The organism is Salicibibacter halophilus (genome assembly GCF_006740705.1).
Classification (GTDB): domain Bacteria; phylum Bacillota; class Bacilli; order Bacillales; family Marinococcaceae; genus Salicibibacter; species Salicibibacter halophilus.
On sequence record NZ_CP035485.1, the window covers coordinates 2,282,525 to 2,302,240 of the forward strand.

At 45.9% G+C, this 19,716-nt stretch carries 18 protein-coding genes and 1 pseudogene; 17 read left to right on the forward strand and 2 right to left on the reverse strand.

All coding sequences use genetic code 11. The annotated features are described in order from the left end of the window. Positions 1 to 30 precede the first annotated feature (30 nt). The 6 genes from EPH95_RS11135 (at position 31) to EPH95_RS11160 (ending at position 6,293) form a co-directional block, all read left to right on the forward strand. On the forward strand, positions 31 to 1,047 hold the full coding sequence (locus EPH95_RS11135) for a YkvI family membrane protein (RefSeq protein ID WP_142089989.1): 1,017 nt from the start codon (positions 31 to 33) through the stop codon (positions 1,045 to 1,047). A 107-nt stretch (positions 1,048 to 1,154) separates the two neighbouring features. Then, the gene (locus tag EPH95_RS11140; RefSeq protein WP_142089992.1) at positions 1,155 to 1,352 is read left to right on the forward strand and encodes a DUF951 domain-containing protein; all 198 of its coding nucleotides are present in this window, start codon (positions 1,155 to 1,157) and stop codon (positions 1,350 to 1,352) included. A 15-nt stretch (positions 1,353 to 1,367) separates the two neighbouring features. Then, positions 1,368 to 2,468 carry a redox-regulated ATPase YchF gene (gene ychF / locus EPH95_RS11145; RefSeq protein ID WP_142089995.1) on the forward strand — a complete coding sequence of 367 codons (1,101 nt, stop codon included), beginning with the start codon at positions 1,368 to 1,370 and terminating at the stop codon, positions 2,466 to 2,468. A 388-nt stretch (positions 2,469 to 2,856) separates the two neighbouring features. Further along, positions 2,857 to 3,996, forward strand: coding sequence for a ParM/StbA family protein (locus EPH95_RS11150; protein WP_142089998.1), 1,140 nt, complete (start codon positions 2,857 to 2,859; stop codon positions 3,994 to 3,996). A gap of 8 nt (positions 3,997 to 4,004) precedes the next feature. Next, positions 4,005 to 4,370: a hypothetical protein gene (locus tag EPH95_RS11155; protein ID WP_142090000.1), complete on the forward strand. Its 366-nt coding sequence runs from the start codon at positions 4,005 to 4,007 to the stop codon at positions 4,368 to 4,370. Between the two features lie 288 nt (positions 4,371 to 4,658). After that, positions 4,659 to 6,293: a S8 family serine peptidase gene (locus EPH95_RS11160; protein ID WP_142090002.1), complete on the forward strand. Its 1,635-nt coding sequence runs from the start codon at positions 4,659 to 4,661 to the stop codon at positions 6,291 to 6,293. A gap of 91 nt (positions 6,294 to 6,384) precedes the next feature. Here the strand turns inward: EPH95_RS11160 and EPH95_RS19235 are convergent. Continuing rightward, positions 6,385 to 6,594, reverse strand: a pseudogene (locus EPH95_RS19235) (IS5/IS1182 family transposase); the annotation flags it as partial. Positions 6,595 to 7,223: 629 nt separating this feature from the next. On the opposite strand from EPH95_RS19235, the gene rpsF reads away from it, so the two are divergent. The 8 genes from rpsF to EPH95_RS11200 all read left to right on the forward strand — a co-directional run bounded on the left by rpsF (position 7,224) and on the right by EPH95_RS11200 (position 14,831). Next, positions 7,224 to 7,511: a 30S ribosomal protein S6 gene (gene rpsF, locus EPH95_RS11165; RefSeq protein WP_142090004.1), complete on the forward strand. Its 288-nt coding sequence runs from the start codon at positions 7,224 to 7,226 to the stop codon at positions 7,509 to 7,511. 31 nt (positions 7,512 to 7,542) lie between these two features. Beyond that, complete coding sequence (ssb, locus tag EPH95_RS11170) at positions 7,543 to 8,046, forward strand: single-stranded DNA-binding protein (RefSeq protein WP_142090006.1); 504 nt, start codon at positions 7,543 to 7,545, stop codon at positions 8,044 to 8,046. A 43-nt stretch (positions 8,047 to 8,089) separates the two neighbouring features. Further along, positions 8,090 to 8,317 (forward strand): 30S ribosomal protein S18, encoded by a 228-nt coding sequence (gene rpsR, locus EPH95_RS11175; RefSeq protein WP_142090009.1) that lies wholly within the window; start codon positions 8,090 to 8,092, stop codon positions 8,315 to 8,317. A 343-nt stretch (positions 8,318 to 8,660) separates the two neighbouring features. Next, positions 8,661 to 9,602 (forward strand): YybS family protein, encoded by a 942-nt coding sequence (locus tag EPH95_RS11180; RefSeq protein ID WP_142090011.1) that lies wholly within the window; start codon positions 8,661 to 8,663, stop codon positions 9,600 to 9,602. Between the two features lie 11 nt (positions 9,603 to 9,613). Continuing rightward, positions 9,614 to 11,584: a DHH family phosphoesterase gene (locus EPH95_RS11185; protein WP_142090013.1), complete on the forward strand. Its 1,971-nt coding sequence runs from the start codon at positions 9,614 to 9,616 to the stop codon at positions 11,582 to 11,584. After that, on the forward strand, positions 11,581 to 12,027 hold the full coding sequence (gene rplI, locus EPH95_RS11190; RefSeq protein ID WP_142090016.1) for a 50S ribosomal protein L9: 447 nt from the start codon (positions 11,581 to 11,583) through the stop codon (positions 12,025 to 12,027). The genes EPH95_RS11185 and rplI overlap by 4 nt, the downstream gene beginning before the upstream one ends. Before the next feature lie 27 nt (positions 12,028 to 12,054). After that, positions 12,055 to 13,416, forward strand: coding sequence for a replicative DNA helicase (dnaB, locus tag EPH95_RS11195; protein WP_142090018.1), 1,362 nt, complete (start codon positions 12,055 to 12,057; stop codon positions 13,414 to 13,416). Positions 13,417 to 13,541: 125 nt separating this feature from the next. After that, entirely contained in the window at positions 13,542 to 14,831 is a 1,290-nt protein-coding gene (locus EPH95_RS11200) for an adenylosuccinate synthase (protein WP_142090020.1), read from the forward strand. A 948-nt stretch (positions 14,832 to 15,779) separates the two neighbouring features. On the opposite strand, the gene EPH95_RS11210 is transcribed toward EPH95_RS11200, so the two are convergent. After that, positions 15,780 to 16,118, reverse strand: coding sequence for a winged helix-turn-helix transcriptional regulator (locus EPH95_RS11210; RefSeq protein WP_142090022.1), 339 nt, complete (start codon positions 16,116 to 16,118; stop codon positions 15,780 to 15,782). A gap of 119 nt (positions 16,119 to 16,237) precedes the next feature. Here EPH95_RS11210 and EPH95_RS11215 point away from each other — a divergent pair, with 119 nt between their 5' ends. The 3 genes from EPH95_RS11215 to EPH95_RS11225 all read left to right on the forward strand — a co-directional run bounded on the left by EPH95_RS11215 (position 16,238) and on the right by EPH95_RS11225 (position 19,701). Next, entirely contained in the window at positions 16,238 to 17,296 is a 1,059-nt protein-coding gene (locus EPH95_RS11215) for an LLM class flavin-dependent oxidoreductase (RefSeq protein WP_142090024.1), read from the forward strand. Positions 17,297 to 17,309: 13 nt separating this feature from the next. After that, positions 17,310 to 17,876, forward strand: coding sequence for an NADPH-dependent FMN reductase (locus EPH95_RS11220; protein WP_142090027.1), 567 nt, complete (start codon positions 17,310 to 17,312; stop codon positions 17,874 to 17,876). Between the two features lie 421 nt (positions 17,877 to 18,297). Further along, on the forward strand, positions 18,298 to 19,701 hold the full coding sequence (locus EPH95_RS11225; RefSeq protein ID WP_319592844.1) for an NAD-dependent succinate-semialdehyde dehydrogenase: 1,404 nt from the start codon (positions 18,298 to 18,300) through the stop codon (positions 19,699 to 19,701). Positions 19,702 to 19,716 lie beyond the last annotated feature (15 nt).

Below are 19,716 nucleotides of genomic sequence, written 5' to 3' on the forward strand. Positions count from 1 at the left end.
GTGTGAATATTGGACAAGGGAGCGACATCTATGATCGGACGTGGGTTGAAATGGATGTTTTTACTGACGGGAGCGATGGTTGGCGCCGGGTATGCTTCCGGACGGGAAATATGGCAGTTTTTTGGTGAAGAAAGCGTAGTAGCAATCATTTTATTCAGCGCTCTTTTTACCATTTGTTCCACAATCGTATTAAAGGTAAGCATTCAACAAGGGGCAAAAAATTATGTGTCTGTCCTTCAATCATTACTAGGGAAGCGTCTTGCAAAAGTATATGATGTGCTGATTATCTTGTATCTGTTTACAACGACGGGGATCATGATTTCCGGTGGCGGCGCAACGTTGGAAACGTTCGAATTTCCATATTGGCTTGGCGTTTTCTGCATGTGCCTTTTCCTTGTTGTTTTGTTTATATGGGACATCGATGGGTTAACGACCGTCAATAACATCCTGACGCCGGCGTTGATTATCGCGTTGATAGCCATTTTGATTTTATTTCAAGTATCCAGTGACGGCGGATTTGTCCTTGAGTGGGGGGCCCAATCGAACTGGCCATCGGCGCTGATGTTTATGGGATTGAATTTATTGCCCATTGTCGCCGTGTTGGCGGCAATCGCTCCGAAAATTCAACATCAAGGAGAAATTTGGATTGCCACGGTGGGCAGCGGCCTTGTTCTTGGCGGCGTCTCTTATTTGTACAACCAATCATTACTTGTGGTGGCCGACGATATATTATTATATGAAATTCCCTTGTTTTCCATTCTCAGCACTTATCCGTCTATCCTCGTGCTTGCGATGACCGTGCTTTTGTTCACTGCTATCTATACAACAGCGGCGATCAATATCCTCGGGCTTATGAGCCGCTTTCGCAGCGTCCTTAAAGGGCCTGGGTGGATACTTGCTTTGATGATCATCCTCCCTCTTTTGCCGATGACCGTGTTTGGTTTTTCAACACTTGTAGGCTTTCTTTACCCGCTTTACGGCGTCGTCAATCTATATTTATTAGGAGCGGTGCTGCTTTATCCATTTCTGTCTCAACAGTTCCAATAGAAATGAATGTGATTTTACCGTCTAATATGATATAATACAAGTTGTTTTTGAAGCTCATGCTGTTTTTCAATTAAAAAATATACATGACTTAGAAAGGAGCGGGAACGTTGGCGGATAAGGCATTTGAATTGCATGACATTGTTGAAATGAAAAAACCCCATCCATGCGGTACAAATCGTTGGAAAATTATCCGTATGGGCATGGATATTCGCATAAAATGCCAAGGATGCGGGCATAGTGTGTTGATTCCGCGCAAAACGTTTACCCGCAAAATGAAAAAAGTGCTGGAAAGCGAAGAAAGTTGAGGGAAGTGACCGAATATGGCTTTAACGACAGGCATCGTGGGCTTGCCCAATGTAGGCAAGTCCACGTTATTTAATGCAATTACACAGGCCGGTGCAGAAGCGGCCAATTACCCGTTCGCGACGATCGATCCGAACGTGGGCATCGTAGAAGTCCCGGATGAACGATTGCAAGTATTGACGGAATTGGTAAATCCGAAGAAAACAGTCCCAACAGCATTTGAATTTACAGATATCGCCGGGATTGTCGAAGGCGCAAGCCATGGGGAAGGATTGGGCAATAAATTCCTTTCTCATATCCGGGAAGTAGATGCCATTTCGCATGTGGTTCGTTGCTTTGAAAGTGGAGATATTACGCATGTATCCGGCAAGGTGGATCCGGGGCGTGACATCGAAGTCATTAACTTGGAGTTGATCCTCGCCGATCTGGAAACCGTGGGCAAACGCATGGAAAAAGTAGCGAAACAAGCGAAATCAAAGGATAAGGAAGCACTCGCCGAACACGCGGTGTTGGAGAAGCTATTAACTGCGCTGGAAGCAGAAAAACCGGCACGAAGCGTCCATTTGGATGATGATGAAGAAAAAATCGCGAAAGGCTTTCAATTGCTGACGAAAAAACCGATCCTGTATGTTGCAAATGTGAGCGAAGACGATTTAATGGCTGAAGGGGACAACCAATATGTGCAGCGAGTACGTGAAATCGCGGCAACGGAAGGTGCGGAAGTGATCACGATCTGCGCAAACATTGAAGCGGAAATCGCGGAGTTGGACGGGGAAGACCGTACGTCTTTCTTGGAAGACCTCGGCCTTGAAGAAGCAGGGTTGGATCGCCTCATTCGCGCCGCTTACGATTTGCTTGGTTTGAACACGTATTTTACTGCTGGCGAACCAGAGGTGCGTGCCTGGACGATACGGAAGGGGATGAAAGCTCCTCAAGCCGCAGGTGTCATTCATTCTGATTTTGAGCGTGGTTTTATACGTGCCGAAGTGGTTGCCTATGAGGATTTAAAGTCTTATGGATCCACGGCAAAGGCTAAAGAATCCGGGAAAGTTCGATTGGAAGGCAAAGATTACATCGTCCAAGATGGCGATGTGGTACATTTTAGGTTTAACGTGTAAGGGCAGAGTTATCTCTGCTCTTTTTTTCGGGTTGAATAGGCAGGGTAGGGGAGGGGATTTATATTGATGATGGCTCCTCTTTAAAACGAGACGATTCTATCAATTTACGGAAAGATTTTGCTTCTCCCCTTGATCCATAGTATAATCTATTTAATTAAAGGGATAGATTTTGAATCCGAAAGGAATGATAAAAAGATACATAAAGATTCCATTAAGAACTCAATAATCATCCATTTATCTATTTTTAAAAGGGAAATCCAGCAAAAAACTCGATTGCCATCAAAAATAATCTAAAAAGAATGGTAAAAGAATCACTGAAGAATTATTTAAGATTCCATTAAGAATCCAAAAGCATCTGATGATTAAGAATGACGGGAGAGGATATGCTATGTTAATGGCAGCGGATATCGGAAATTCAGAGACAAAAATGTACATCGAGGATCGTTTTTTAACGCAACCTTCTGTGGTAAAGAGAGTGAATCGAGTTCCCGAAACAGCTGATACCAATCTTGCGGAAAGTATTGCACGTATTGAAGAGGATCTGCTTATCCATGTGACGAGCGACGCGATTAAGAAGAACGGTGCGTATTTTGTCGGAAATCGCGCGAGCAAGATTAACGATATGGTGGAAAATATAAATATTAAACTTGGAAATAAGTACAAACATGACATTCCCGTAATTGTTTGTCTCGGAATGATCGCCGGCAATGAAGTAAAAACGTATTATGAGGCAAATGAAGAGTTGCCACAGGTCCTGGAAATAGAAGGAAATCTTTCATCAGCTATCCCGGCATCGGAACATACCAACGAACGGGCAGAGCATTTGCAGAAGCGGCTGGAAGGCCGAACACACACGGTCATCCTTTATGTAGCCGACCAAATGGTTACGGTTATGGTGAAATTTAATGAAGTCAATGTCACAACAGAAGGGGTTCCCGCGCTTTATGCTCTGTTAACGGCAAAAGAGGATATCTTGAAACATTATGATGAACAATATGATTCTCGGATGAAACCAAAGGACATGGCCGATCAGAATATTTTACACGCGGATATTGGAGACGGCACGACCGAGTATATCTATACGGAAGAAAAAAATGCAGTGCTTGACCTTTGTGATGGAGCAAGGCATGGCGTTGGACATGCAACGCAAGAAGCCATAAAACTGTTAAAAAATGAGGTTGGGGGCCATCTTGCTTTAAATCGGCAGCAATTTATGAACATTTATCAAGATGAAACCAATAATTTGCATGATGTAGCCGTGGAAAGCTTGGATGAAGCAAGGTACCTACAAGCGCAACTCATTTTGGAAGATTTACAAGAACGAGCGATGAATACAGCGGGCAGAGTTGATAAAATCATGGTTTATGGCGGGGGAAGCATCCAGTTTTACGATGATCTTTTTGAAGACCTTTTGGATTATGCGAGCGAAGCAAAAATCGAAGTGATTTGGATACCGGAAGAGTATGCAGTGAACATGAACATTAATGGCTTAAAAGTCCTAAACGAAAAACTTCTTTATAACAAGTAGGTGTTATTATGGCGAAACAGCGAGTGACGTATACGTGGAAATTAGGCACCGAACGTGACCCGGAGTCCATCAATCAATGGCTGGATGCGCAGTCCAACATTCGCGATTCGCTCTCTTTTCTCGTCCAGGTCATGCAAGAGCGTTTCGGAAACGTTGATATTCGCGATATTGAAACCTCAAAGGAATTGCTTCAATTCATGCATGAACAGGGATCAAAACCAAAACGGAGAAACAAACAAGAGACTCAGGCAACATTCGAGGAGGACAAACAAAAAGAAACAGGAAATGATGAAGCACTAGAAGAAGAGAAAGAAGATGAAGCGGACGACATATTTTCCGGTATCGACGGAAATGCTATATTTACCAGACGTTAAATAAATCATAGCGATATAAGAAGCGGGGGAATGAACCCTCGCTTTTTTACGTTTTATAATTATATGCATAATTTTGCTAAAAATAGAAGTTTAAAGGATTTATCATCCACCCTATCCATATAAAAGCATCTAAACTGGTGTGATATTGATAGAATCCATTTGCTACAAATCTATGAATCTGTGAGGATACATGTTGAATAGTAAAATTTGGTAAAAGGGTGCTGGCTGTTTCTTTTTAAGATAAAAAACTGAATATTATTAACAAAAATGAAAGGAGAATGTACAAGTATGAAGAAGTGCGGTTACTCATTTATCATGTTCATGCTGATTTTATCTGTTCCGGCAGGCATGTATGCGAACGAACCTGATTGGGGTGGTGCAAATTCGTCTGAAGGCAGCGACCATATTGATGGGGAACTTGTCATTTCCATTGAAAGGGAAGATAGCCAGCAAATGGGGATTCAAGACACCAATGACCAAATGCACGCGTCAGATCTAGAGGATCAGGGGTTTGAAGTCACTGATTCCTTGCTTGATGTGCACGATCAGGATGCTATGCAAGCACTGGACAGCGGTTTTGTTGAACAAACGATTGAAAATATGGGAATGGTTTACTTAACAACCTATTCAGCGGATGATTTTGAATCTGTTGAAGATGCGAAAAATGAGCTGGAAGAGACAGTCAGTGACCTGGGATTAACCGTTCGGGATATTACCGAAAACTATGAGATGCAAACCTTGGAAGAACCGTCCACCAGCCAGCATCCGAATCAAGAATGGCATTATGAAATGATCAATGCGCTAGATGCATGGGATGTTAATCCCGGATCGAGCGATGTGACCCAAGCCGTTTTGGATACAGGGATTGATCATAATCATGAAAGCTTAAGCGATTATGTCGATACCGATCTTGGCGAAAGTTTTGTCGGAGATGGAACAACGATGGATGAGCAAGGACACGGCACCCATGTTGCCGGGACGATCGCCAGTTACGGAGAGGTATCTGGTGTGATGCAAGAAGCAACCCTGATACCCGTGAAAGTATTGGGGGATGATGGTACAGGATCAATGTTCAATATTATAGAAGGCGTGCTGTATGCTGCCGAAAATGACGCTGATGTTATTAATATGTCGCTAGGCGGCGGGGGATATAACCAAAGCTTTGACGAAGCCGCTCAGACAGCAACAGATGAAGGGTCGGTTGTTATCGCGGCATCAGGCAACGAGGGAATCGGCAGTATTGATTACCCGGCAGCTTATGAGAGTGTTATTGCAGTAGGATCGGTAGACGAAGACGAAACAAGATCGGCATTTTCGAGCTATGGAGATGGGCTTGAGTTAATGGCACCGGGATCGAACATTTACAGTACGGTTCCCGGAAATGGTTATCAGGAGTTTTCGGGAACTTCAATGGCAGCCCCCCATGTAGCAGGCGTGGCAGGGTTGATGAGGGCCGTTGATGCTGATCTTCCCGTTTCCGATGTGCGAGCCATCATGAATGATACCGCCCGGGACGCGGGAAATGTTGACGAATACGGGAATGGCATCGTGGATGCTTTAGCTGCCGTAGAAGCGGCCGGCGGTGACACACCACCTGATCCGGACCCCGACCCCGATGGTGAAAAAGAAACGTCCGTGGCAACAAATTATGATGTTTATTTTAGAGGGGAAAACGTAGATATTAATGCCAATGTTACGGATAATGATGGGAACACGTTGCCGGAAGCGGATGTTGATTTCACAGTCACACGTCCGGACGGGACAACAATGACACAGACAGAATCAACCAATGACGACGGGGAGGCTTCCTGGACGGTAGGAACAGATATGTTTACGCCCACCGGAATCTATCAGGTTGAAGCAAACACCACTTTATCCGGATATGAAGATAGTTCCGGGTCGACGGAGTTCGAAGTTTATTAAGGAAAGCGGACATGCAATCGTCCGAGGATCGAGTTGACTGCCTTAATTCGGGAGAAAGATTTGAGGCCGGGACAAAACCTGCCGAAAGTAATTAAAAAAAGGATCCAATCATCGGTTTCTGATGATTGGATCCTTTTTGGTTTGGATGATTGTCGTCATCTATGGGAGGGTGCATGTTCACGGCGGTGTGCTTTCTCAAGTTTACCGCCATGAATGCAACCCCTAATTCATTTTCCACTTTCTCTTTGCCTCGTACAGACATATGTGTGAAACGTAAATTAGGCTTCAGAAATCCGAAGAGGTTTTGTCCCGGCCACGGTATAAATTCAAAGCGCCCTGTGTTTGGGCATCATGCGATGTAATTCGGAAATATTAGACAAAATATGATCGTTTAAACGCGCGATACGCTATAATTTAGGAAACGGCACATAAAATACGTCCGTAAAGAGCTTTCTTACGATATATTATTAGGCTCGATTCGTAAAATTATATCGCTAGCATCATCATACAATTTTTATCATCGCTGCGAGCCTAAAAACAAACCGTGCACGATCATAGCGGAGGAAATCTACGTAGACTCCTGGCCGGCTAAAAACGGTCAACCGTCCGCGGAAAGCGAAGTATATTTCCGGAGCGGAATATATGGACCCATGATCAAACACTCTTGCCCAGGCTCATTTTTTTGCTTCAAAGCGCCTCTAAAACTTGCATCTTCAGGATAGTGTGTTATAATAAAAAAACAAACATATGATCCCTTTTTTAGACGTTTTATCCTTTGATATGAAACAAAATTCGTTTCAGGTATTGTATATGGCCGTTGTTCTTGTTAAAATGCTGTAATGTGAGTAAATAGAGGGTTTATCCCGTTTTGCTCCTTGCTCCCGTAAGTGTCATTATGGGGGCCGTCTAGACCAAAAGGAGGTGACGCACGTGCGTAACTACGAGATTTTGTACATTTTACGGCCAACGTTGGACGAGGATGCAGTCAAATCAACCATTGAGCGTTTGAACCAAATCCTTTCCGATAATGGCGCGGAGGTAACGGATGTCGATGAAAAAGGCAGACGACGCCTCGCTTATGAAATTCAGGATTTCCGCGAGGGGTATTACGTTGTCCTCAAAGTGCAGGCAACCCCTGACGCCGTTAATGAATTCGACCGTCGTATAAAACTTACCGATGAAGTTATTCGAACGCTCGTTGTTCGAGATGATGACTAAAGCATTCTTTAAATAAATGGGAGGGCTTGGAATGATTAATCGCGTCGTGCTTGTTGGACGTCTCACTCGGGATCCTGAATTGCGGTACACTCCGAACGGCGTGGCAGTCGCTAATTTCGGCATCGCTGTCAACCGTCCATTTACGAACCAGTATGGGGAACGGGAAGCAGATTTTTTGAACTGCGTGGTTTGGAGAAAACAAGCGGAAAATGTCGCTAACTACTTGAAAAAAGGAAGTTTGGCCGGCGTCGAGGGCCGCGTTCAAAGTCGCAGTTATGAAAATCGGGAAGGACGGCGCGTAAATGTCGTTGAAATACAAGCGGAAAGCGTCCAATTTTTGGAGCCCCGCAATGTCACCGCCAATCGAGGCGGTGATGATCAGGGAGTGGGGGCTGCTTCCGGCTCATCCAACTATTACCAGGGAAATGCCGGATATGGGCAAGAATCCCAACGTCCCTCCTCCAATTTGAATGAGGATCCGATTTCAAATGACGGACAACCGATCGATATTTCCGACGACGATTTACCATTCTAAACACTTTCCATCGAACAAAAATATTTAGAAGGAGGGAGTCCTTATGGCACGCCGAAGAGGCAAGCGCAGAAAGGTATGTTACTTTACGGTTAATAAGATCAAAACCATTGATTATAAAGATGTTAATCTTCTCCAGAAGTTTATCTCCGACCGGGGAAAGATTTTACCGAGAAGGGTAACCGGAACATCTGCAAAATATCAGCGTAAATTGACGACCGCGATTAAACGCTCACGTCAAGCTGCGTTACTCCCATACGCAAAAGAAGATTAATGGCCACTTACGAACACTGTCGACGTCCTCGGCAGTGTTCTTTCTTCATGTGTGCTGAAGGATAATCGGACAACCATCAAACGGCAAGGCTTCTTCGGAGGGAGTTAAAGGGCGAGGGAAAAGAACCCGCGGTTTCCGGTGTTATTTACCCTTTTCCAATATATGCAATTAAAGTGAAAAATGCTCGTTCTTTCTTTTTGTAGATGTATGGGCTACAATGGACCAGTGAAATATGTTAATAGGGGTGCTTAAATGCCTCCATTCCGGAGGTTGAAAATCAGTATGAGAGGTAGGCATCTCTCGCTGTTGACCTCTCACCTCTCACTTCCAGAAGGGGGATGGCATGAATCAATCAAGAAAAATAACCGAGGGGGCGGTCATGGTTGCCCTCTTTGCAATTTTGACGGCAGCCACCGTTTACATACCTTTTTTAGGTATCCTATTCGTATGGGTTCTTCCCATTCCTCTCCTGATATACACGGTCCGTTTCGGGCCGAAGCCCGGGGCACTGGTCCTTGCTGTCAGCTTTGTTGCCAGTTTTTTAATCGCTTCGGCTTTTTCGGTTCCGCTCGTGCTTTTATTTGGTGTGGGCGGTTATGTGGTCGGGGTCAGTTTCCATTTCAAAAGGTCTGCCTTTCGAACCCTTTTTGCAGGGAGTTTAAGCTATATTTTCACACTGCTCCTGCTTTTTGTCGGCTCGGTGGTCATTCTTGATATTCATCCGTTTGAAGCGCTTCAAAGCGGAATGGAGGACTCCGTCGACTCTGCGGAACAAATGTTAACGACCTTTGATCAGGAAATAGATGAAGACCAGCTGGATTTTTACCGCGATTCCATTGCGCAAATCCCGCAAATTGCGCCGCTGATCATGATTATGACCGGTGTTGGCTACGCATTTTTGACCCAACTCATTGCCCACCAATTTTTAAGAAGGCTGGTCGGAGGGACGTATCGGTTTCCGCCCCTCAGAGAATGGTCATTGCCGAGGGTTTTTCTTTGGTACTACTTGGCAGGAATCATCATGCGCTTGGCAGTCATCGAAGATGAGGGAACGACCATGCACATGATTGTGTCCAATATCTTTCCGTTGCTTGAATTTGCCATGATTATACAGGGGGCATCGGTTATGTTCCAATTTGCATATATGCGGAATATATCGAGAGCACTCCCGATCTTGATCCTTTTTCCGGGGTTGATGCTTCCGTTAGTCCAAGTGTTCGTTCGAATTCTCGGGATTTTGGATATTGGAATGGATTTAAAAAATCGGATCAAGTCTAATAAATAGGGGTTGAGCAGATGCCTAATTTTTTAAGAAAGCACTGGTATGATTACCCCATATTGCTCGTTTTTAGCGTTGCAGTTTTGATGAATATCTCGCTTTCCTTATTTCATTGGCAACTTGCTGTGTTTAGTTTTGCAGTGTTACTCGGATCCACTTACCTCGCGTACCATATACACAAACGAATGGAATCGGATGTCAAAAAATACATCTCGAGGTTAAGCCACCGGGTGAATCGCGCGGGAGAAGAAGCAATCACAAATTTTCCCGTCGGTATCTTGTTGTATGATCAGAACGAGACGATACAATGGGCAAACCCATACCTTCTGTCCTACTTGCCAAAAGAATATATCGGCAAGCCAATCTCGGTACTTTCCGGTGATCTCCCTGAAATCATCCGAAACAAAGAGACGGAGCATCGGCTGCAATTAAACGAACGGGAACATTATGTGTATGAACGCGCAGAAGAACGTCTCTTGTACTTTTTTGATATGACGGAAACGGTGGAAACGAGACATTTATACAATGATGAGCAGCCTGTCATCGCCCATATTTTACTGGATAACTATGATGATGTGACCCAAGGGTTGGAAGACCAGGTGACGAGTCGTCTAAGGGGAGGCGTGCTTTCCCAGATCAATCAATGGGCCAACGATTATAGCATTTTCCTGCGCAGCGTTGCCGATGACCGATTTATCGCTCTCTTAAATTACAAAACCTTGCAGGAGATTGAAAATAATCGCTTTCAAATCATTAACGATATTCGGGAAGTGACCATGAAGGAAAAAGTGGCGCTTACGCTCAGCATAGGCATTGGCAGCGGAGAAAAGACGCCGCGGGAATTGGGCGCGCTCGCGCAATCGAGTTTGGATTTGGCGCTTGGCCGCGGGGGTGACCAAGTGGTCATTAAGGAAAGGAACGGGCAAGTGCGTTTCTACGGCGGTAAAACAAATGCAGTTGAAAAACGGACGCGAGTGCGTGCCCGTGTCATTTCCCATGCTCTGCGGGATTTTGTGCTTGAAAGCGACCAAGTGATTGTAATGGGGCATAAAACTCCTGATATGGATGCCATTGGGGCAGGTATTGGTGTTTTAAAAGTTGCTGAAGTAAACGAAAAGGATGCTTACGTCGTTGTGGATCCGAGTGACGTAAGCCCGGATGTTCACAAGCTTATGAATGAAGTAGAACAACATGAATATCTTTGGTCTCGATTTTTAACACCGAGCGAGTCTTTGGAACAACTGACAAGGCAGACGCTTCTCGTGATCGTAGATACCCATAAACCGTCGCTTGTTATCGAGCCGAAGTTGCTTGAACGTGTCCATCGCGTCGTGGTCCTGGACCATCACAGGCGCGGAGAGGAATTTATCGATGATCCCGCGCTCGTCTATATGGAACCGTATGCTTCTTCGGCCTCTGAGCTTGTCACCGAACTTTTGGAATATCAACCGAACCGGGTATCCATGGATGCCTTGGAAGCCACAGCCATGCTCGCGGGAATGATGGTGGATACGAAAAATTTCAGTATTCGCACCGGCTCCCGTACCTTCGATGCTGCTTCATTTTTGAAGGCCAATGGCGCTGACACAACTGCTGTACAGTTATTATTAAAAGAGGATCTTGACCAATATGTTCAGCGTTCCCAGCTCATTCAAAAGGCTTATATTTATAAGGCCGGAATGGCTATCGCGCGAAGCGAAGAAGATGAATCCTTTCATCAGGTGCTGATTGCGCAAGCGGCGGATACGTTGCTCACGATGAACGGGGTCAAGGGTGCGTTTGTCGTCTCTAAACTTAAAGACGGTCGCATTAGCATTAGTGCCCGTTCGTTAGGGGATGTGAACGTGCAGGTCATTATGGAACAATTGGGGGGAGGCGGCCATTTAACCAATGCAGCCATGCAATTGGAAGACGTTTCGCTCCATGAGGCGGAAAGCCGTCTGAAAAGGGCAATCAACGACTATTTGGAAGGAGGAAACGCAGGATGAAAGTTATTTTCCAAAAAGATGTGAAGGGCAAAGGCAAAAAAGGGGAAGTCAAAGACGTATCGGAAGGTTATTTTCGGAACTATCTATATCCGCACCAACTTGCGGTAGAAGCCACGAAATCCAACATGAAAGAACTGGAAAAGAAAAAAGCCAGTGATGAACGAAAAGAAGAGCAAGAATTGGAAAAAGCCAAGGAAAAGAAACAGGAACTGGAACAAACGACCGTGGAGATTTCTGCCAAATCCGGAAAAGGCGGCCGTCTATTCGGTGCTGTGTCTACAAAGCAGATTACGGAAGCTCTCAAGCAACAAGGATTCGAGATAGATAAACGTAAAATCGACTTAAAAGATCCGATCCGGACGCTGGGGGTAACAAAAGTCGGGATTAAAATTCATCCGCAAGTGATTGCCACGGTTGACATTCATGTTAATGAGCAAAAGTAAACATGAACGGGGAAAGGAGGCCGTGCGGTGAGTGATGTTATAAGCGGTGAACGCACGCCGCCACAAAATATAGCAGCTGAGCAGGCGGTATTAGGGGCGATTTTTCTTGAAGAAGCGTCCCTTATAACTGCCACGGAACGGTTAAGGCCTGAAGATTTTTACCGAGCCGCCCATCAACGGATTTTTCGGGTGATGACCGACCTTATGGAAAAGGGAGAACCCATTGATCTTGTTACAGTAACTTCACAGTTGCAAGATCATGAATGGTTGGAAGAAGCCGGCGGAATTTCCTATCTTACCGATCTAGCCAATGCTGTGCCGACAGCGGCAAATGTAGGGTACTATTCGCGAATCATTGAGGAAAAAGCGCTGTTGCGGCGATTGATCCGCGCGGCAACCTCGATTGTTTCCGAAGGATATACGGAAGAGCAGGAAGTGGATGAAGTACTCGGCGATGCGGAACGGATGATCATGGAGGTCTCGAATCGGCGGACATCCGGGTCTTTTTTATCCATCAAAGATGTGCTTATGGAGACGTACGACAATATTGAAATGCTGCAAAGCCGTGGCGACGCACTTACGGGAGTCGCGAGTGGGTTTCAGGAACTGGACCGTATGACCGCCGGTTTTCAAAACAGTGATTTAATTATTGTTGCCGCGCGTCCATCCATGGGAAAAACAGCTTTTGCCTTGAACATCACCCAAAATATCGCGACGAAAACAGATGAAAATGTGGCGATATTCAGTCTTGAAATGGGTGCGTCGCAGCTTGTGCAACGGATGTTATGCGCGGAAGGAAATATTGATGGTTCTCGTCTTCGTACCGGTCAACTGCTGGAAGAAGATTGGGAAAAATTAGCAATGGCAATGGGAACCCTATCGCGTGCAGGCGTTTATATTGATGATTCTCCCGGCATAAAAGTTGCGGATATCCGTGCCAAATGCCGGCGTTTGCAGCAGGAAAAAGGTCTCGGCATGGTGATGATTGATTACCTTCAACTCATTCAGGGACGCGGCACCGAAAGCCGCCAGCAAGAAGTTTCGGAGATTTCGCGAAACCTTAAAGCGATCGCGCGCGAGCTAAACGTCCCCGTGATTGCTCTCTCCCAACTTTCCCGGGGGGTGGAATCAAGACAGGATAAACGCCCGATGATGTCGGATTTGCGGGAATCGGGGAGTATCGAGCAAGATGCGGATATTGTTGCCTTCTTATACAGGGAAGATTACTATGACCAAGAAGCTGAAAATCAAAACATTATCGAAATCATTATTTCCAAACAAAGAAACGGACCAGTCGGGAACGTGGAACTGGCATTTATCAAGGAATATAATAAATTTGTGAATTTGGATCGGAAACATGACGAAAACGTAGCGCCGCCCGGTGCCTAAAAACGAATGAATATAATATAAAGACGTTTAATGTTCGGCATTTTTGACCGGAATCGTTTATTTTGGTAAAATAAAGTCCGGATTAAACAGAATCACGGAACATTAAATGGGAAGAGGTGAGTCTTTTGTCATCCATCGTTATCGTGGGAACACAATGGGGGGACGAAGGCAAAGGAAAGATTACGGATTATCTATCGGAAAATGCGGAAATGATTGCCCGTTATCAAGGGGGCAACAACGCTGGACATACGATTAAATTTGACGGTGAAACGTACAAGTTGCACCTCGTGCCCTCCGGTATTTTTTCGGATGAAAAGACCTGTGTTATCGGTAACGGGATGGTGATTGACCCGAAAGCATTAGTCGAAGAGCTGGAAGGACTTCAAGCTCGCGGCATTGACACGAGCAATTTGCGGATCAGCAACCGTGCCCATGTCATTCTTCCTTATCATATTAAGCAGGATGTTGCCGAAGAGGAAAGCAAAGGGACAAGTAAAATCGGGACGACGAAAAAAGGCATCGGGCCGGCCTATATGGACAAGGCAGCCCGGGTCGGCATCCGCATCGCCGATCTTCTTGAAAAAGACGAATTTGCCGATAAGCTGGCCCGGAACCTGCAAGAGAAGAATCGACTGTTGGAAAAAATCTATGAAACGGAAGGGTTCCGCATCGAAGATATCCTTGATGAGTATTATGATTATGGCCAGCGTTTGGCAAGCTATGTGTGTGACACGTCGGTCGTGTTGAACGATGCCATTGATCAAGGGCGGCGTGTCCTGTTTGAGGGCGCCCAGGGAGTTATGCTTGATATCGACCAAGGGACGTATCCGTTTGTCACATCTTCAAACCCGATTGCCGGTGGAGTAACGATTGGTTCCGGTGTAGGGCCTTCAAAAATCCATCATGTCGTTGGGGTATCAAAAGCCTATACGACAAGGGTTGGTGACGGACCGTTCCCGACCGAACTCACCGATGAGGTAGGCGACCGCATTCGCGATATCGGCAATGAATACGGGACAACGACAGGACGCCCTCGCCGCGTCGGATGGTTTGACTCCGTTGTCGTTCGGCACGCTCGCCGGGTAAGCGGGATTACCGACTTGTCTTTAAACTGTCTGGATGTGCTGTCAGGACTTGATACGGTGAAGATTTGTGTGGCTTACGAGTATCGAGGGGAGCGGATCGAAGAATTCCCCGCCAGCCTGAATGTGCTCGCCGAATGTAAGCCCATTTACGAAGAAATGCCGGGATGGGACGAGGATATTACCGAAGCGCGGAGCCTCGGTGATTTGCCGCCGCGTGCACGGCATTACGCGGAACGTATCGCGCAGCTGACAAACATTCCGTTATCGGTGTTTTCAGTTGGACCGGACCGCACGCAAACGAACGAAGTGCGTGGCGTTTGGGGATTGTAAGGATGAAGACTGCCGTCGGGCAGTCTTTTTTGTATATATATAACCCGAACTAATCCCTACTAATCCCTCAAACGGAGGGGGAGTTGGTCTGAGAGGTATTACAAAGCCGAAGTAATCCCTCAAAGGGATGAGTAGACACGTCGAGAGGGATTACAACCGCGAAGTAATCCCTCAAAGAAAGGGAAAGTTACTCCGAGGGGGATTACAATCCCGATTTAATCCCTCAAACTGATGGAAAGCTACCCCGAGGGGACACACTCGCTCAGCCAGAGCTTTTTGCACTTTAATAATGTTTAAATTTGGTGAATAATTAAAGTATAAGTAAAACTAAAGCTTCCACTATAAGGATTTGGTGGAAGCCAAGTTTTTCCAACATTATCAAGAAAGTGTGAAGGTTTCCAGTGTGACCCCTGAGTAATTTTGGTATGTCATTTATTTTTAAAAACACTGGAATGAATCGATTAAACGTGTGTCAATGCCAAAATAGGACCAAGAAAATCCAGTCCATCTAAACCCTGCTACAGACGTTTGACCAACAAATATGGGATAGAACCAAAATTGTTGTTGATTGGTCAACCAAACATAGGTGAAACGGAATAAGCATCCCCGTATAGCTCCCGGATCAACGGCAAATGTGGCGACTCCGTCAGGTCTTGGCGGGGTAAAACCCGGAGGTGGCGCGGTAGGAGCTCCCGTTTGTGTCGGTTGGGTTGGAGTCCCCGTAGGTGGCTGTCCGGGAGGTCCGAAAAAACCACCGATTAATCCGTCGAAAATAGGGCCAAACTGTCTCTGTTGGTTTGAGGGAGGGGGCCCATTTCCTTGGCGGTGAGGGTCGTGCTGGTTCATCTGAAATGACGCTCCTTTCAAGTACATTAGGTTAGGTTCACGTCATCCTATTCAACATATAGGCGCATGGTTCACAGGGAAAGTGCTGGGACTACCGACAGGTTATTGCGCGTTTGTTTTGATATTGCGATTCAGGTGTTTGGTCCCCCATTCATGCATCGCTTCTAAAATCGGTTCCAAGCTCCTCCCATATTCCGTGATCGAATACTCGACTTTTGGCGGAACTTGCGGGTATACTGTTCGCGCGATAATATCCTCTTCTTCCAATTCCCGTAAATGTTTTGTTAGCATTTTTTGTGTAATATTGGGTACGCTTCGTTTGAGTTCATTAAATCGCATCGTTCCATTTTTTAACAAGTACAATAAAATAATCGGTTTCCATTTTCCTACCACAATCTCCAAAGCTTCCTCGACTTGGCATTGGTCGGGATCAATATTCATGCCATATCCCCCATAGTATCTGTTTATATACTATACCACTTAAAGGTGCGTACTTATACTTTTAGGTTTTATACCTTATAATAGTCATGTAGGTTCACAAAAAGAGAGGGATTAACCAAATGGAAAACTATCGCATCGATCCGTCAAAAGGCATGGAGTTTGGCCTTTATACATTAGGCGATCATTTGCCGAACCCCATAGCCGGCGAAAGAATATCTGCCGAACAGCGTATTCATGAACTTATTGAATTGGCGCAGTTGGCCGAACAGGCAGGGATTGATTTTTTCAGTGTGGGAGAAAGCCATCAAGAGTATTTTGCCACGCAAGCGCACGCGGTTGTGTTATCGGCAATTGCCCAGGCTACCGAAAAAATAAAAATATCGAGTTCTTCGACGATCATCAGCACATCGGATCCAGTACGTGTGTATGAAAATTTCGCGACGATTGACTTGATTTCGAAGGGACGGGCGGAAATTGTTGCAGGCCGTGCTTCGCGTGTGGGTTTGTTTGATTTGCTCGGTTACGATCTTCGCGATTATGAGGAGCTTTATGAAGAAAAGTTCGATTTATTATTGAAAATCAACCAAGAAGACGTCGTCAATTGGGACGGGGAGTACCGTGCTCCGTTAAAAGACGCCCGGGTGCTTCCGCGCCCTCAAAATGGGTCGCTCCCGATTTGGCGCGCGGTCGGCGGGACACCGGCTAGCGCGATCAAAGCAGGGTATGCCGGTGTGCCGATGTATTTGGCTCATTTAGGCGGTCCCGTTTCCAGTTTTAAGCAGGCGGTTGATGCTTATCGCGATGCTGCACGCCAAAGTGGGTTTGATCCATCAACGCTGCCGATTTCAACAGCCGGCTTCTTTTATACAGCGGAAACGACCCAGCAGGCACAGAAGGAATACTATCCTCATATCAATGAAGGCATGAAGCTGACGAATGGGCGGGGATTTCCGAAGCAAGCCTTTGCACAGAGTGATGATCTGCGGACCGTCATAAACGTAGGCAGCCCGCAGCAAGTGATCGAAAAAATTCTTTATCAACATGAACAGTTTGGCCATCAGCGTTTTATTGCACAAATGGACTTCGGCGGCGTACCGTTTGATAAACTACGAAAAAACATTGAGCTCATCGGGACAGAAATATTACCTGCAATCAAGAAATATACAGCCAAGCAGTAGGGAGGCAGGAAAAATGAACATCGTAGCATTATCCGGCTCCAACGTCGGCTCTAAAACGAGAACAGCAATGGATTACACGGTGAACACCCTTTCTGAAAAATACCCGGATGCCGACGTGACTTTAATAGATTTAGCAGACCATGATGTACAATTTAGTGACGGGCGTAATTTTTTGGACTATGAAGGGGATACAAAATATGTTGCCCAAACGATCATGGATGCGGATGCCATTATCTTTGGAACTCCGATTTTTCAAGCATCGATCCCCGCGACATTGAAAAATATATTCGATTTGCTCCCTCAAGACGGGTTGCGGGATAAAGTAGCGAGTGTGCTGGTAACTGCAGGGTCGCTCACGCACTTTCTCATTGTGGAACAACAGCTAAAACCGATTTTATCGTATATGAAAGCACAAATCGTTCAAGATTATGTGTTTATCGAGGAAAAAGATTTCCATCGCAAAGAGATCACCAATGACAATGTCTTGCTCCGCATCGATCGATTGGTCGAAGACACTGTGGGCCGAACAGAGCAGCATATAAACATGCGCAAAGCACAGGAAGAAGCGTATGGGTTTTAGGATAAGATAGCATTCATTACGAACTTGGTCGGGGGAGTGTCATGATCTCGGACAGATTACATGGAACGAGGGGGGAAAATGTCCGAACTGAGGGCGGGTTCGGACACATTTTCTGGAAAGGTGAGTAAAATGTCCGAACAAGGCTTGACCTCGGACAATTTTAGAAAAAACGTGAACAAATTGTCCGTGCCCAACCCCAACGTCCCATACATTTATACACCATAAAAATAGAGTATTTAAGGGCAAAATCTTCGAGCATTGTCCCTGCTTTAATTATCTCAATATTGTAATTAATTTAACTCCATCCAAAACACGGAAAGGGATGTTTCAATAAGCGTAAAGTTGGGAACCTATATGAAAGATGATCCGAAAATTTTTAATGTACATCCTTTGAAAAGAAAGGAGCTTTGCTACAATGAATATACTTATCAACGGGGAATGGACCGGCGATAAGCTGGAGCAAATCGATGTAGTCAATCCGGCGACGGGGGACGTGCTCGATACGATCCCGAAAGGCGGCGAAAAAGAAGCCGAAGCAGCAGCGACTGCCGCATATGAAGCCTTTCCGGAGTGGTCCAAGCTTACTGCCGAGGATCGGAGCAACAAGCTTGAGAAATGGTTTGAACTCATCGGGGACAATCACGAAGAACTCGCGCGAACGATGACGAAAGAACAAGGAAAAGCCATCAAGGAATCGCGTGGCGAAATCTCCTATGCAAATTCGTTTATTAAATGGTATGCAGAGGAAGGCAAGCGTAACTACGGGGAATCGATTCCGGCTTCTGCACCGGACAAACGTTTGTTTGTGACCCATCAACCTGTCGGGGTTGTCGCATCGATTACCCCGTGGAACTTCCCGGCGGCGATGATTACACGCAAAATTGCTCCGGCACTCGCGGTCGGTTGTACAGCTGTCATTAAACCCGCGACACAAACTCCATTCACAGCACTGAAGCTTGCCGAACTCGCGGTGGAGGCAGGCATCCCTAAAGGGGTGATCAACGTCGTCACCGGTTCTTCAAGAGAAATCAGCGAGGCGTGGCAACAAGACAAACGCGTGCGCAAGCTCACCTTCACCGGTTCCACCGAAGTCGGGAAAACATTAATGAGCGGCGCTTCGGAAACGATGAAAAAAATATCGTTGGAACTTGGCGGCCACGCGCCATTAATCGTGCTTGAAGATGCGGACATTGACAACGCGGTGGAACAAGCGGTGACGTCGAAATTCCGTAACGGTGGACAAACTTGTGTGTGTGCCAACCGCATCTACGTGGCTGAATCGATTGAAGAGACCTTTACAAATAAATTTAAACAAGCCGTTGAAGACTTAAAGATCGGCGATGGGCTTGATGATGACACCGATATTGGCCCATTAATCGACGAAGATGCCGTCGACAAAGTCATCTCCCATATAGAAGATGCCGAGAAGCAAGGGGCAAAAGTCGTTACGGGCGGCAAAAAGAAAGACGGGCTGTTTCTGACGCCAACGGTGATCAGCGGGGTAAAAGAAGACATGGCCTGTATGAATGAAGAGACATTTGGTCCGCTCGCGCCTATCGCTACCTTTAAAACCGAGGAAGAAGCGATTGAACGTGCAAATAACACCATATACGGATTGGCTGCCTATTTATTTACGAGCGATGTGTCTAAAGCGATACGCTTAAGCGAACAACTGGAATACGGCATCGTCGGCTTGAACGACGGCGGTCCGTCCACCGCACAAGCGCCATTCGGCGGCTGGAAACAAAGCGGCATTGGCCGAGAGGGCGGTCATCAAGGCATGGATGAGTTTCTGGAAACGAAATATATCTCGCTTAAACTATAATGATTAGGCCCCGGC